This window comes from Nocardia sp. NPDC051463 (assembly GCF_040681975.1).
Classification (GTDB): Bacteria; Actinomycetota; Actinomycetes; order Mycobacteriales; family Mycobacteriaceae; genus Nocardia.
Map to the genome: position 1 here is coordinate 37,466 of NZ_JBFBAB010000018.1, position 13,071 is coordinate 50,536.

13 protein-coding genes are annotated in these 13,071 nt (G+C 66.7%); 3 read left to right on the forward strand and 10 right to left on the reverse strand.

Going from position 1 to position 13,071, the window contains the following annotated elements:
- Nucleotides 1-29 precede the first annotated feature (29 nt).
- Both AB0M74_RS22515 and AB0M74_RS22520 read right to left on the reverse strand, forming a co-directional pair.
- On the reverse strand, nucleotides 30-1,091 hold the full coding sequence (locus AB0M74_RS22515) for a PhoH family protein (protein WP_366528320.1): 1,062 nt from the start codon (nucleotides 1,089-1,091) through the stop codon (nucleotides 30-32).
- A 153-nt stretch (nucleotides 1,092-1,244) separates the two neighbouring features.
- Nucleotides 1,245-2,150: a LysR family transcriptional regulator gene (locus tag AB0M74_RS22520; protein WP_366528235.1), complete on the reverse strand. Its 906-nt coding sequence runs from the start codon at nucleotides 2,148-2,150 to the stop codon at nucleotides 1,245-1,247.
- Between the two features lie 100 nt (nucleotides 2,151-2,250).
- Between AB0M74_RS22520 and AB0M74_RS22525 the strand changes: the two genes are divergently transcribed.
- A complete protein-coding gene (locus AB0M74_RS22525; protein WP_366528236.1) occupies nucleotides 2,251-3,486 on the forward strand; it encodes an MFS transporter in 1,236 nt (411 codons plus the stop codon).
- Here the strand turns inward: AB0M74_RS22525 and AB0M74_RS22530 are convergent.
- From AB0M74_RS22530 to hrcA, 3 genes are all read right to left on the reverse strand, one after another.
- Entirely contained in the window at nucleotides 3,469-4,209 is a 741-nt protein-coding gene (locus AB0M74_RS22530; protein WP_366528237.1) for a 16S rRNA (uracil(1498)-N(3))-methyltransferase, read from the reverse strand. The genes AB0M74_RS22525 and AB0M74_RS22530 overlap by 18 nt on opposite strands.
- 3 nt (nucleotides 4,210-4,212) lie before the next feature.
- Nucleotides 4,213-5,361 carry a molecular chaperone DnaJ gene (gene dnaJ / locus AB0M74_RS22535; RefSeq protein ID WP_366528238.1) on the reverse strand — a complete coding sequence of 383 codons (1,149 nt, stop codon included), beginning with the start codon at nucleotides 5,359-5,361 and terminating at the stop codon, nucleotides 4,213-4,215.
- Nucleotides 5,362-5,466: 105 nt separating this feature from the next.
- Nucleotides 5,467-6,498 carry a heat-inducible transcriptional repressor HrcA gene (hrcA, locus tag AB0M74_RS22540; RefSeq protein WP_328410654.1) on the reverse strand — a complete coding sequence of 344 codons (1,032 nt, stop codon included), beginning with the start codon at nucleotides 6,496-6,498 and terminating at the stop codon, nucleotides 5,467-5,469.
- 561 nt (nucleotides 6,499-7,059) lie between these two features.
- Between hrcA and AB0M74_RS22545 the strand changes: the two genes are divergently transcribed.
- On the forward strand, nucleotides 7,060-7,764 hold the full coding sequence (locus AB0M74_RS22545) for a hypothetical protein (RefSeq protein ID WP_366528239.1): 705 nt from the start codon (nucleotides 7,060-7,062) through the stop codon (nucleotides 7,762-7,764).
- A 55-nt stretch (nucleotides 7,765-7,819) separates the two neighbouring features.
- Here the strand turns inward: AB0M74_RS22545 and AB0M74_RS22550 are convergent, their stop codons facing one another.
- The 5 genes from AB0M74_RS22550 to hemW form a co-directional block, all read right to left on the reverse strand.
- A complete protein-coding gene (locus tag AB0M74_RS22550; RefSeq protein ID WP_366528240.1) occupies nucleotides 7,820-8,620 on the reverse strand; it encodes an alpha/beta hydrolase in 801 nt (266 codons plus the stop codon).
- 536 nt (nucleotides 8,621-9,156) lie between these two features.
- Nucleotides 9,157-9,378: a hypothetical protein gene (locus AB0M74_RS22555; protein WP_366528241.1), complete on the reverse strand. Its 222-nt coding sequence runs from the start codon at nucleotides 9,376-9,378 to the stop codon at nucleotides 9,157-9,159.
- 346 nt (nucleotides 9,379-9,724) lie between these two features.
- Nucleotides 9,725-10,627, reverse strand: a complete 903-nt coding sequence (locus AB0M74_RS22560) for a hypothetical protein (protein ID WP_366528242.1) — start codon at nucleotides 10,625-10,627, stop codon at nucleotides 9,725-9,727.
- Nucleotides 10,624-10,968, reverse strand: a complete 345-nt coding sequence (locus AB0M74_RS22565; protein ID WP_366528243.1) for a type VII secretion target — start codon at nucleotides 10,966-10,968, stop codon at nucleotides 10,624-10,626. Before AB0M74_RS22565 ends, AB0M74_RS22560 begins: the two co-directional genes overlap by 4 nt.
- Before the next feature lie 312 nt (nucleotides 10,969-11,280).
- Nucleotides 11,281-12,441: a radical SAM family heme chaperone HemW gene (gene hemW / locus AB0M74_RS22570; RefSeq protein ID WP_366528321.1), complete on the reverse strand. Its 1,161-nt coding sequence runs from the start codon at nucleotides 12,439-12,441 to the stop codon at nucleotides 11,281-11,283.
- A 441-nt stretch (nucleotides 12,442-12,882) separates the two neighbouring features.
- Here hemW and AB0M74_RS22575 point away from each other — a divergent pair, with 441 nt between their 5' ends.
- Nucleotides 12,883-12,975: an Ms4527A family Cys-rich leader peptide gene (locus AB0M74_RS22575; protein WP_366528244.1), complete on the forward strand. Its 93-nt coding sequence runs from the start codon at nucleotides 12,883-12,885 to the stop codon at nucleotides 12,973-12,975.
- The last annotated feature ends 96 nt before the right edge of the window (nucleotides 12,976-13,071 follow it).

A 13,071-nucleotide genomic window follows, 5' to 3' on the forward strand; every position in this document is an offset into this window, starting at 1 on the left:
TCGAGGTAGCGTCGGCCTTCCTGCGTCGACTATCGCCGATCGTTGCGGCCCGCGGCGCGGCGCTGCGCCCGGTTGCCCGCATAGTGCGGCGCGACCTGTGGCCTGTTCTCTTCCTCGAACCGGCCGTAGGCGTCCACGATGTCCGCGACCAGCCGGTGTCGCACCACGTCGCTGCTGGTGAGCGTGGCGAAGTGGATGTCGTCGATCTCGGTGAGGATTTCGCTGGCCATCCGCAGGCCGGACCGGGCGCCGCCCGGCAGGTCGACCTGGGTGACGTCACCGGTCACCACAATCTTCGAGCCGAAGCCGAGGCGGGTGAGGAACATCTTCATCTGCTCGGCGGTGGTGTTCTGCGCCTCATCCAGAATGATGAATGCATCATTAAGGGTACGACCACGCATGTAGGCCAGCGGGGCAACCTCGATGACACCGGCCGCCATCAGCTTCGGAATGGCCTCCGGATCCATCATGTCGTGCAGCGCGTCGTAGAGCGGGCGCAGGTACGGGTCGATCTTCTCGTTGAGCGTGCCGGGCAGGAAGCCGAGGCGCTCGCCCGCCTCCACCGCGGGACGGGTGAGGATGATCCGGGTGACCTGCTTGGTCTGCAATGCCTGCACGGCCTTGGCCATCGCCAGATACGTCTTACCGGTGCCCGCGGGACCGATGCCGAACACGATGGTGTTGGCGTCGATCGCATCGACGTAGCGCTTCTGGTTGAGCGTCTTGGGCCGAATGGTCTTGCCGCGCCGGGACAGGATGTCCAGGCTCAACACCTCCGCGGGCGACTCCGAGGCACCCTCGGTGAGCATCGAGAAGGTGTGCCGGACCGCCTCCGGTGTCACCACTCGATTACGCCCGGTCAGCGCGACGAGCTGTTCGATGACCCGCTCGGCGAGCGCGACATCGGCCGCCTTGCCGGTGAGAGTCACGGAGTTGCCGCGTACATGGATGTCCGCATCCAGCAGCCGCTCGAGTTCACGTAGGTTCTGATCAGCCGAACCGAGGAACGGGAACACGGATTCTGGAGCGAGTTCGATGCTGGAACGCACGGTCCGTGCTGCGGGACCCGTACCGTTGTCACCGGCACCGATGCCTGCCGTGGGTGTGGATGGGTCGCCGATCTCGCCTTGTGTTCTCAAAAGTGGCTACAGCCTGCTTTCCGGTCTCGACTGCCTTGATGATGAAAGTTTAACGCGCCCCACTGACAACACACAGTGAATAAGTCGCTACCGCAGGGCACCCGATTACCGCCGCGGTAACTGGATTCCCCGTCTGCGCATCGCCCAATCCTCGGCGAAATCACGGAACCGTCGCACTGCGTCCGAGGACGGACCCGCTGCCGACCAGATCAACCCGACATCCCTTGCCGAACCCGCGTCGGCCAGTGGCAGCGTGACCAACCCCGGCAGCGGGGCCGGATCTTCGAGCGGAACCACCGCGACACCGAGGCCGGCCGCCACCAAACCCGCGACGGTGACGAGATCGCTCGATTCGAATGCGATGCGGGGACGGACATCCGCCGCGGCGCACAATTCGTCGAAGATCCGGCGCATTCCGAAGCCGGGATGCATCGTGATGAATTCCGCGTCGGCGACGTCGGCGAGCCGAATCTGCCGCCGCCCGGCCAACCGGTGGTCTGCGGGCACGGCCAGCACCAGCGGTTGATGCAGCAGGCTGCGCCAGCCGATTCCGGCCGCGGTCGGCCGCGGAGAGACGATGCCGAGATCGGCTGCGCCGTCGAGCACCTGTGCGGTCACCACTTCGGCGGGCGCCTGGTGCAGGGCGACGGTGATACGACCGGAACCGCGGCGGAAGCCACCGACGAGCCGGGGCACCAACCAGCCGCCGAAAGAGTGCAGAAAGGAAAGTCGCACAACACCTTTGGCCGGATTGGCCAGATCGGCAATGGCATATGCAGCGGCATCCAGTTCGGCGCGTGCGCGGCGCGCGTGCTCATAGTAGATCCGACCGAAATCGTTGAGCGCGATGCGTTTTCCGTTCCGGTCGAATAGTTCCACACCCAGCCTGCGTTCCAGTCGGCCGAGCATCCGCGACAGCGTGGGTTGGGCGATGTGCAGTCGCTCGGCGGCAGCGCCTACCCGTTCCAATTCGGCGAGTGTCGTGAACCACTCCAGATCGTCACCCAGCACGGCCGGTCCTCCTTATATGCACCTGGTGCATTAACACACCAATTATTATTCATTTCCCTTCATATAGGTGGATGGCAATCCTGGAAGGCCAGGAGGAGCCATGACCACAAGCGCACTACCCGGTGTCGCCACGCACGAGCGCCGGATCGCCACCGCACTCTTCGCCGCGGGGCTGACCACCTTCGCGTCGATGTACAGCGCTCAGGCGTTATTGCCGAGCCTGTCCAGCGCGTTCGGCGCCACGCCCGGCCGTGCGGCGCTTGCGGTTTCGCTGACTACCGGGTTCCTTGCACTGGCCATCGTGCCGGTGAGCGCACTCTCGTCCCGGATCGGCCGGACCAGGGTGATGATCGGCTCCGCGGTCGCCTCGGCCGTCATCGGACTGCTGCTCGCGTTCAGTCCGTCGCTCGATGTGCTGCTGGCCGGGCGTGCGCTACAGGGTGTCGCGCTGGCCGGAGTGCCCGCGGTCGCGATGGCCTATCTGGCCGAGGAGGTCGGCGCCGAGGGACTCGGCGCCGCCATGGGCATCTACGTCGCGGGGACCTCGATCGGCGGATTGGCGGGTCGGCTGATTCCCGCAGTCACCCTCGACCTGGCCTCCTGGCGCTGGGCCGAAGCTGCCGTCGCGGTGGTGGCCGCGGCATGCGCTGTCTGGTTCGTGCGCGGCCTGCCGGAATCCCGCGGCTTCCAGGCCCGACCCGCCGGAGTCCGCACCGTCCTGAACGATCTCGGCACTCCCCTGCGCAACCCCGGCCTGCTTGCCCTCTTCGGCATCGCCTTCGTCCTGATGGGCGCGTTCGTCTCGGTCTACAACTTCCTCGGCTACCGCCTGACCGAGCCGCCGTTCGACTTGCCCGCCACCGTGTCAGGATCGGTGTTCCTGCTGTATCTGGCCGGTACCGCAGCCTCGGCGGCCGCTGGAAGACTGGCCGATCGCCTCGGTAGACGCCGGGTGCTCGCCACCTCGGTGGCCACCATGGGCCTCGGGCTGGCACTGACGGTCCCCAACCACCTGACCGCCGTCATCTTCGGCGTATTACTCTGCACCGCAGGATTTTTCGGCGCGCACACCGTGGCGAGCGCCTGGGTCGGCAGCATGGCGACCGAGAACCGCGGCGCGGCATCATCGCTCTACCTGTTCTCCTACTACCTCGGCAGCGCGATCATCGGCGGCGCGGCAGGCATCGCCTACGCCGGCGCCGGGTGGATCGGCCTGGCCGCTTGCGTCGCCGCCCTCATCACCCTCGCCGCGGTCCTGTTGTGCACCTTGGCGACCTGCTCACAGCAGGTACCCCGCCACCTCGCCACCGCACCGGAGCTACCAGCGCGAAGTTAGGGCGCCGAGGGCGCCGAGGGCTACGGCGGCGGCGGTCGAGGTGCGCAGGACGGTGGGGCCGAGCAGGGTCACCGCGGCTCCGGCGTCGGCGAATGCTGTGAGTTCGGAGTCGTCGAGGCCGCCTTCGGGGCCGACGATCAGCATGACCTCGGCGGCCTCGGTGAAGGGTAACTCGACGAAGCGGGCCGTGCCGGATTCGTGCAGTGCCACCACTATTCCGCCCGAGTCCACGACTTTGCGGATCGCCTCGAAGAGATCACGAGTGCGGTACAGGTCGGCGACCACGGGGATGTAGGCGCGACGGGATTGGCGGGCGGCGGCGCGAGCGGCGGCGCGCCACTTGTCGACGGCCTTACCCGCCTTGCCTTCCCAATTGGCGATACAGCGAGATGCCTGCCACGGAATGATCGCGTCGGCGCCTGCCTCGGTCATCAGCTCGACGGCCAGCTCCGAGCGGTCCGACTTCGGCAGCGCCTGCACGACGGTAACCCGCGGTGTCGCCGATGCGGCGAGCACGCGGTTGTGGACCATCAGCTCCAATCGATCTTTCTGCGCCGCGACGACTTCCGTTTCGGCCAGCAGACCGCGACCATCCGAGAGAGTGATCGGCTCGCCGACCCGGGTCCGGCGCACCGTCGCGGCGTGCCGTCCTTCCGGGCCGTCGAGGACCGCGATGGAGCCGGGCTCCGGAATGTCGTCGAGATAGAAGACCGTGGCGGCCAACGACTATCGCCCGCTGAAGGACGCCCGCAACCGGGCGAACAGGCCGCTGTTGTGCTCGGACTGGGCCGACATCACCTCGGCGCGGTCCCGTTCCCGGGTGCCCTTGTACTTGCGCAGCAGGTCGGTCTGTTTGGCGTCGAGCTTGGTCGGCACCACGATGTCCAGGTGCGCGAGCAGGTCACCGCGCGCGCCGGAACGCAGGCGGGGCATCCCGTGGCCGCGCAGCACCGAGATCTCGCCGGGCTGGGTGCCTGCCGGGATGGTGAGCTCGGTGGGGCCGTCCAGGATGGTGTCGATGACCACAGTGGTTCCGAGCGCGGCGTCGACCATCGGGAGCCGAATGGTGCAGTGCAGGTCGTCGCCGTCGCGGACGAAGACATCGTGCGGCTGCTCGACGATCTCCACATACAGATCACCCGCATGCCCACCGCCGGGCCCGACCTCACCCTGCGCGGCCAACCGCACCCGCATGCCGTTGGCGACACCGGCCGGAATCGGCGCGGCGATTTCGCGCCGCGCCCGTACTCGGCCATCGCCGCCACACTTGTGGCACGGGTCGGGGATCGTCTCGCCCGCACCGCGACAGGTCGGGCACGGACGCGAGGTCAGCACCTGACCGAGGAACGAGCGCTGGACCGACTGCACTTCACCCGCTCCACCACAGGTTTCGCAGCGCACCGGCTTGGAATTGCCGTTGGTGCCCGAACCGGTGCACACATCACACAGGATCGCAGTGTCGACCGTCAGGTGCTTGGTGACACCGACCGCGCATTCGGCCAGGCTCAACCTGGTGCGCAGCAGGGAGTCGGCGCCGGGCTGCACGCGGCCGCGAGGCTTGCGGGTGGCGCCGGTGCCGCTCATGCCACCGAAGAACGCCTCGAACACGTCGCCGAGACCACCGAAACCGGCGCCGGAGTAGCCTGCGCCGCCACCGGATTCGAGCGGGTCACCGCCCATGTCGACGATGCGCCGCTTCTCGGCGTCCGACAGCACCTCGTAGGCCGCAGACACTTCCTTGAACTTGGCCTGCGCTACCTCGTCGGGGTTGACGTCGGGATGCAGTTCGCGCGCCAGCTTGCGGTAGGCGCGTTTGATTTCCTGGTCGGTCGCGTTCTTCGCAACACCGAGCAGTCCGTAGTAGTCCCGTGCCACTTGAGTTCTCTAGTCCTTGGTCGCAACAGCATTAGTCGGATGCACTCAACTTTATCCGGCCGAAAGTTCGAGGGTAGCAGCGACGTCAGCGGACGCCGCTCCTCTTCAGCGCTCGGCGAGCACCTCACCGATATACCGGGCAACGGCCGCGACCGAGGCGATCGTTCCTGGGTAGTCCATACGTGTCGGACCGAGTACACCCATACCGCCGAGCACCGCGCCCGCCGCACCGTAGCCGGTCGACACTACCGAGGTCCCACGCATCTGCTCGACCTGGGTCTCCTCACCGATGCGCACCGTCACGGTACCGGGGTGCTGCGCGGCGGCCAGCAGCTTGAGCACGATCACCTGCTCTTCGAGTGCCTCCAGCACCGCGCGCAACGAGCCGGGGAAGCCGAAGTCGGCGGCATTGCGGGTCAGGTTGGCGGTGCCGCCGAGAACCAGGCGTTCCTCCGGATGCTCCACCAGCGTCTCGACCAGCACGGTCGACACGCGCACCAACACATCGCGCAATCGCTGCGGAGCCCGCTCGGGCAGTTCGGCAACCGCCGCCGAGGCCACGGCCAGCCGCTTGCCGTCCATCGCGCCGCCGAGCATGCCACGCAATGCGGCCAGGTCGTCGTCACCGATGAGCGCGCCGAGTTCCACCAGGCGCTGGTCGACGCGACCGGTGTCGGTGATCACGACAAGCAGCAGCCGGGCCGGATTCAACGCGACGACCTCGATGTGGCGCACCGTGGACGCGGACACCGTCGGATACTGCACCACCGCGACCTGCCTGGTCAGCTGCGCCAGCAGGCGCACACCACGGCGCAGCACGTCGTCGAGGTCGACCCCCGATTCGAGGAAGTCCATGATTGCCCTGCGCTCGGCTCCCGACAGCGGCTTCACCTCGGAGATCCGGTCGACGAACTGCCGGTAGCCCTTGTCGGTGGGAATGCGGCCCGAACTGGTGTGCGGCTGCGTAATGTAGCCCTCGGCCTCCAGTACCGCCATATCGTTGCGGACCGTGGCGCTGGACACACCCAGGTTGTGCCGTTCCACCAGGGTCTTCGACCCGATCGGCTCCTTGGTCGCGACATAATCCGCGACGATCGCGCGCAGGACCTCGAAGCGCCGATCCTCGGTGCTCGACATCGACCCCACCTCCTCGCTTCGTCCACGGGTACGCCCCGCACTGATTGGCACGGCCGGAATTCCGGTTCGCTCTTTACCCAGTCTAATTGCCAGGCCGCCGACCGCTCGTTGACGCATCTGGGATACCGGTCGAGCTCGGTCGACGCACCGTCCTTCAGCGGTCGCCGGCGACGAATCGTCTTTCGACGGAAGCCGTACGGCTGATAGCGTGCCCGACATCGTTCGGAGACACGATGATCAGCAGGGGGGTTCCTGGCTTGCGCCATGCACGTGGTCGAACGTCGACCGCAAACCGACCGCCGGCTTACCAAAGCTGTCCATATCCCACGCAGGCGACGCCGGCGCTGCGATGGCAACCGGCGGCGCAATAACCGGGACACTGCGCGGCTCATCGAAGCCGTCTCCGGGCCTGCGAGGCTGATCCGCGCCTCGACGGCGGCATCGCCGTCTCCAGGTCTCTGGAGACTCGACGAAGAACCACGCGCGGCCCACAGCCGACACCGCAGGCACGGCAGGCCCGATCGCCACTGACACAACCGAATTCGAGACAAAGGTCTGGCTATGAGCAATCCCCTTGGTGGACAACAGAACTGGCAACCCAACAGGCCAGGTCCGCAGCCGCATCAGCCGTACACGCAGCCGCACCAGCAGCACCCGGCACAGCAGCAATACCCGCACCACCAGCTCACAGTCCAGCAACATCAGCCCCCTGCCGACGACCCTCGGTATCGAGCAGGCGCGGCGCCGACGTATCAGAACACCCTCTTGCCCGTCGACTTCGTCATTCCACATGGCGCAACCCCACAGTCGCCGATCCCGCAGTATCAGCCGGAGCCCGGCCAGACCGGGATCGTGGTGGAGACCTCGTACTTCCCGTGGACCTTCCCGTACGCGTACCTACTCGCACTCACGGGGCCGACGATTCTGGTCAACGGGCAGGTAGTTCCCGAAACACGCTGGGGCACTACGTATATCCCTGTCCCACCCGGCTTGTATCACGTGCGGGTGTACTTGCGTAAATCAATCAGAGCCATGCTGTTGGGCGTCCGCCCGATGGGGAGCGACTTCGGTTTCGCAGACGCGATGATCCCGGTAGCAGAAGGTCACCGCACAAGCACCCACTACCGCGGGCCAATGGTGCCGATCCTGAACGGAGCACTCGCTCCACAGCAGCCGAGATCGCCGGGTAGGACGTGGTTCCTCATCGTGTGGGCCATCGTCCTGATGTGCATCCTGCTCGCCATCACCGCCATCCTCACGAATTGACGCGCAGTGGCACACCGCCGCGAGCACCGCGGTGGCGTGCCACTGGTGCGCCGGATCAGTGCGCGGCGGTTTCGACCAAGGCCGCCACTTCGGCGGGGCGGGAGACCAAGGACGCGTGAGATGCGTCGACTTCGCTGGTCTGCGCGCCCATGCGGTTGGCCATGAACCGTTGGGAAGCAGGTGGAATGACGCGATCGCCGCCGGAGACCAGATACCAGCTCGGCGTCGACGCCCAGGACGGCGCACCCGACGGTTCGAGGTTCGCGATGATGGCGATCGAACGCTGGTGGGCGATCATGTCGGCAGCGGTCGCGTCGCTGACGTCTTGGGCGAAGACCTCGTGGAAGCTGTCGGGCGCGACGTATCCGTCGATGTTCTTGCCCGCGACGCCTTTGGGGTCGTCGACGACCGCGACCTGCAGCGCCGGCGGCAGCAGTCGGCTGCCGGGGAAGCGGATCGGGTCCAGCGCGGCTTGGGCGATCTCCGATTGCACCGGAGCGAAGGCCGCGATGTAGACCAGCGATTCGACCTTGGGGTCGTGCACGTTGCTGATGACGAACCCGCCGTACGAATGCCCGACGAGCACAACAGGTCCCGAGATGGTATCCAGCGTCCGCTGCACGGCGGCGGCATCGTTGGCCGGGCCGCGCAGCGGGTTTTCCGGTGTCACCACCCGGTAGCCATCGGCGCGCAGCACAGCCGCGACACCGTCCCAGCTCGTCGCGTCGGCGAACGCGCCGTGCACCAGCACGATCGTCGGCTGAGGTGCGGCGGTCGCGGGCGCGGCCGCCATGATGGGCGTCAGAGCGAGAGTCAGCGCGAGCAGGCAGGCGCGCACGCTACGAGTCATAGTCATCAGTCCCTACCTATCCGTTCTTGATGAAGTCGAGCAGGACGGCATTGAAGAAGGGGTCTTCTCGAAGTCTCCACACAATCCGTGCGGCGCATCAGGATAGGTCTGCGGCCGACCGTTGAGCGGTAGCCGCGCCGATTTCGCGCCCCCGCCGCGATCGGCGGGATCTCGTCATCACCACAGTGCAACCAGCATCCTGGATGCCCAGCGGTCTTCCGCGCGTCGACTGGAAGCGGACTCCTGCCGCGACCTGCGCGGGGCGGGCCGCCGCCGGCCGGAAAGTCCACTAGTGGATCATCAACCAGCGGTTCGATCAGGCACGCGCTGAACTAGAGCGCGCGCTGACAACGGGCACCGGATCGATCGCGAAGGACGCGCGCCGATGGCATTTGCGCGACCCATCGCAATCCGCACGGTGCTCCCGCGCCGGCTACAGACCACTAATGGCGCCGGACAGCGCTGGAAGACAGCGTGCATGACCATTCCGCGTAGAACGGGACATCAGCCTCGACCGTGTCCCGTTCGCGGCGAGGGTAGAACTACAGCTCAGGGCTGGTGGCGACCCTGGCGAGCTTGCCGGCGAGGGCATCGAGACCGAGCATCGCCAGGAGGGATACGCAATCCTCGGCGTTCTCGGAATGGCTGGCGACCGTCCTGGCCGCGATCGCGCTCTGTCGCGCGGTTTCTGCTTTCTCCGCGGCCCGCGCCTCAGCGAAGTCGCTTTGTTCGTGAATCAGAGTGATGTGTCGTGCCGGGGGCATAAGACTCCTTGGGTTACTTCGGAGCCTACGCGGGTTGACCGAACCGTGATAGTGCAACCATCGCAACACGCCCGCGACCGGCAACATATGGGGCAGCGCCAGGCGCTCGGTCAGGTTGATGGCGGCACGGCCTCCAACGCGCGAGCAACTGATGGCCCCGCACCACCCCGACCATGCAGTGCGCACGCCACAACAGTCATGGGGCAGTGATCGGCCGCCACCATGCCGGATGCCGATCGCGGAACGGGTCGATCACCGCACGACTATCCGACGGGCCGGAAGTCGCCGACTCGCGCACAACACCGAATCAGTCCGCCGCGCAGACATATCCGGGGAGATGCTGTCACTAAGCAGGCGCTGGCTGCTGCTGCGCATTCTCACTGGGCGTCAGGAGTTTCACGATGGCGTCACCGATCACCTTGGCGAAGCCTGCCAAGTCCTTGAAGGCCGTACCCATCTGAGTGAGCAAGGTCGCGATCTTGAATCCGTCCCTGGCGAAACGGCCCATCACCTGAGCGATGACGGCCGGTGTCGCGCCGCCGAGGGTACAGGCGAGTTCGATGGTGTAGGCGATCAGCGCACCGACCAAGCTGGCGATGATGTCACCGACCAGAGTGCGGACCGCTTTGACGATGGCGGCCGTCTGATTCATGGTCTCGCCCATGCTCGCGGCCACCCCGCCTGCCGCACTGGTGTGGTCGATGAGTTCCGTGGCCTTGGCGCGGTAGGCGTCACCACTGGCTCCGGTCCACGTGGCGATGTCCTTGTCCAGCCCGGTCTTCCAGTCGCCGCTGACCTTCACCAGTTCGCCCGCGATGTTGTTCCACGTTTTCGAGTACGCCTCGACCATACCGGGACTGCCCGCCAACGCGTCGAGGGTCTTGCGGTACACATCGAGATGTTCGAGCATCCACCCGGCGATCTGCGAGCCGACGAAGCCGAACGGGTCGGTGACGGCCTCCTCGATATCGAGGCCGACCCCGATGGCGCCGAACACCGCGTCTGCGATCTTCGCCGACCGCAGATCCGAGTACGCCGTCCAGGCATCACCGGCGATGGTGCCCCCGAGGACCTCGAGGACTCCCTTGTCGTCCTTCTTCAGGCCGATGTTATGGAACGGGAAGAGCGTTTCCTGGAAGTACTCGTCGCGGTAGTCGGTGCCGCTTTCTATGAGCTTGTTGTTCTCCGGCGCCGCCTGGTCGTCGAATCCCGGCGTGTTCTCGTTGAGCCATTCGCCGATGCCGGTCATTTCCCACCCTTTTCGCCAATTGTCTCTCGCAACTCGTCGAGATCCTGCTTGAATGCCTTGTCGTAGTCCTCGACCGTGCTGGCGACGGTGGCGAGCTTGTCCGGCAACTCGGCGACCTCCCCCGCCAGCTTGCGGATGGCCTCGACCGCGTTCTGCTGGTTGTCGTCGATCACCATCTTGACGAACGGGCGCGGTATCTCGCCGAAGCCGTCATCGGCGGCCCCGATATAGCTCGCGGCTTCGAGCGCCGCGGTCATGCTTTCCAGCAGCGTCTTGACCTTCTCGGCGTGGCTGCGTACTTCGTCCGGATCGATCGATATCGCGGTCGCAGGAGATGTCATCGCCGCACCACCCCGGACGTGCGCCAGCTGGTCGATATCTGGCCGGAATCGGTACCGAACACTGCCTACCTCCCTAACTCTCGCGGCGGCCACCCGGGCGCCGCGGGATTTCTCAACCTTCAGTCATGGGATTCGACGTAACTCGACGCCGTTCGGTTCCATCGATGTGCCCCGCCCTCGACTGCGGCCACCCTAGGACGCGCCGCGACCGCTGTCCAATGCGCGCGAAGGCACCGCCCGATGCCCACGGCGGCAAGGGATTCCGACGCCGGGTAACGGCGCGGCGCCGCTGGCGAACAGCGACGGCCCGGCTCAGTCCAGCAGTGTCCGCACCACACCGTCGGCGAGCAGGCGACCGCGATCGGTCAGCACCAGATGATCGTCCGAACGGAGGGCGAGGCGGTCGGCGACAACGCGGTCGGCCGCCGCGGTTTCCGCCGCGTTCAGTTCGGCCAGCGGCAGTCCGCTGCGCAGCCGGACGGCCAGCATGACGCGTTCGGTGTGGCGCTCCGCGTCGGTCAGTTCCTCCCAGCCCGCGGCGGGCAGACCGCCGAGCGCGACCCGATCGGCATATCGCGCCGGATGCTTCACGTTCCACCATCGGACACCGCCGACGTGGCTGTGCGCGCCGGGGCCGGCGCCGAGCCAGTCACCGCCGTCCCAATAGCCGAGATTGTGTCTACAGCGCGCGGAATCGCCTGCGGCCCAATTGGATACCTCGTACCAGGTGAGTCCGGCGGCGCTCAGTCGCGCGTCGATACGTTCGTAGCGGGCGGCGAGCACATCGTCGTCGGGAGCGGGCAGTTCGCCGCGGCGGACGCGGCGGGCGAGGGCGGTGCCGTCCTCGACAATGAGCGAATACGCCGAGACGTGGTCGACGCCTGCGCTGAGCACCGCGTCCAGGCTGGCGTCGAGGTCGCCGTCGCGCTCGCCGGGGGTGCCGTAGATCAGGTCGAGGTTGACGTGGTCGAACCCGGCCGCGCGCGCTTCCCTGGCCGCGGCCACGGCCCGGCCGGGAGTGTGGGTGCGGTCCAACACCTTCAGCACGTGCTGCGCCGCCGACTGCATGCCGAGCGACACTCTGGTGAACCCGGCTGCGCGGATCCGCTCGAAGAATTCGAGCGAGGTCGACTCCGGGTTCGACTCGGTGGTCACCTCGGCATCGGACTCCAGGGTGAAGTTCGCCCGCACGGCGTCGAGGACCGCGGCGAGCCCGTCGCCGCCGAGCAGCGAGGGTGTCCCGCCGCCGACGAAGAGGGTGGCCACCTCCGGAATCGCTGTCGGCAGCGCGGCAAACTGCTCGGCCGCCGTGGCGAGTTCACCGCGTAGCGCCTCCAGCCAGGATTGCGGCGACGCCGATGTACCGAGCTCCCCCGCCGTGTAGGTGTTGAAGTCGCAGTACCCGCACCGTGTCGCGCAGAACGGCACGTGCACATAGATCCCGAACGCCCCGCCCCCGAAATCACGCAGCACGAGGCCAGCGGTCTCGGCATCGGTCGCGGTAGCAGCAGAACTCACCCCACCAGTGTGAACGCCGCCCACTCGGCCCTCACTCCCGGGCAGCCCGAGCGGCCGTGCCTGTCACCCTGACCCGCGCCCTTCATCGAATCCGCCACCGCTTACGGGCACCGGTAAGAGGACGAGATAGACACGTGCGGCCACACACCGGGTGTCGACGGGCGGGCGTCAGGAATCAGCGACCACGGCGTTCTGGTATGCGGTGAGCAGCGCTTCAGATCAACGAACGTGTGACAGTTCACACCAGGCCCATCGGGCATATCACCGCCCACATTCGTGTCGCGAACTATGACAGCCATCACAGTTGCCGCCATTGGTCCAGGGAATTTCCCTCGAATCTGCGGGAAATATGGCCGCACGGTCGGAACGTCTACCCTGACATGGCACAATAGGCGCATGCGCGGATCTGGAGTACGACTTGTGGCACGTCGCCACGTCGACTTCAAGCGCGTCTGTAGCGCCTGCTGTCTGCCCGGTTGTCCCCGGTAGTTCAGCGGCGCGCATTCCCGGGTCTCCCCGGCGATCTTCCGATTTCATGACATCGGCCCGCTGACACCACAGGCGTGAGCTCAGCCCCTCGCGCCC

Coding starts and splice junctions, on each gene's coding strand:
- AB0M74_RS22555 (WP_366528241.1), bottom strand. CDS start 9,378: ATGCCCCCGGCACGACACATCACTCTGATTCACGAACAAAGCGACTTC.
- hrcA (WP_328410654.1), bottom strand. CDS start 6,498: ATGTCGAGCACCGAGGATCGGCGCTTCGAGGTCCTGCGCGCGATCGTC.
- AB0M74_RS22550 (WP_366528240.1), bottom strand. CDS start 8,620: ATGACTATGACTCGTAGCGTGCGCGCCTGCCTGCTCGCGCTGACTCTC.
- AB0M74_RS22575 (WP_366528244.1), top strand. CDS start 12,883: ATGCGCGGATCTGGAGTACGACTTGTGGCACGTCGCCACGTCGACTTC.
- AB0M74_RS22560 (WP_366528242.1), bottom strand. CDS start 10,627: ATGACCGGCATCGGCGAATGGCTCAACGAGAACACGCCGGGATTCGAC.
- AB0M74_RS22565 (WP_366528243.1), bottom strand. CDS start 10,968: ATGACATCTCCTGCGACCGCGATATCGATCGATCCGGACGAAGTACGC.
- AB0M74_RS22545 (WP_366528239.1), top strand. CDS start 7,060: ATGAGCAATCCCCTTGGTGGACAACAGAACTGGCAACCCAACAGGCCA.
- AB0M74_RS22525 (WP_366528236.1), top strand. CDS start 2,251: ATGACCACAAGCGCACTACCCGGTGTCGCCACGCACGAGCGCCGGATC.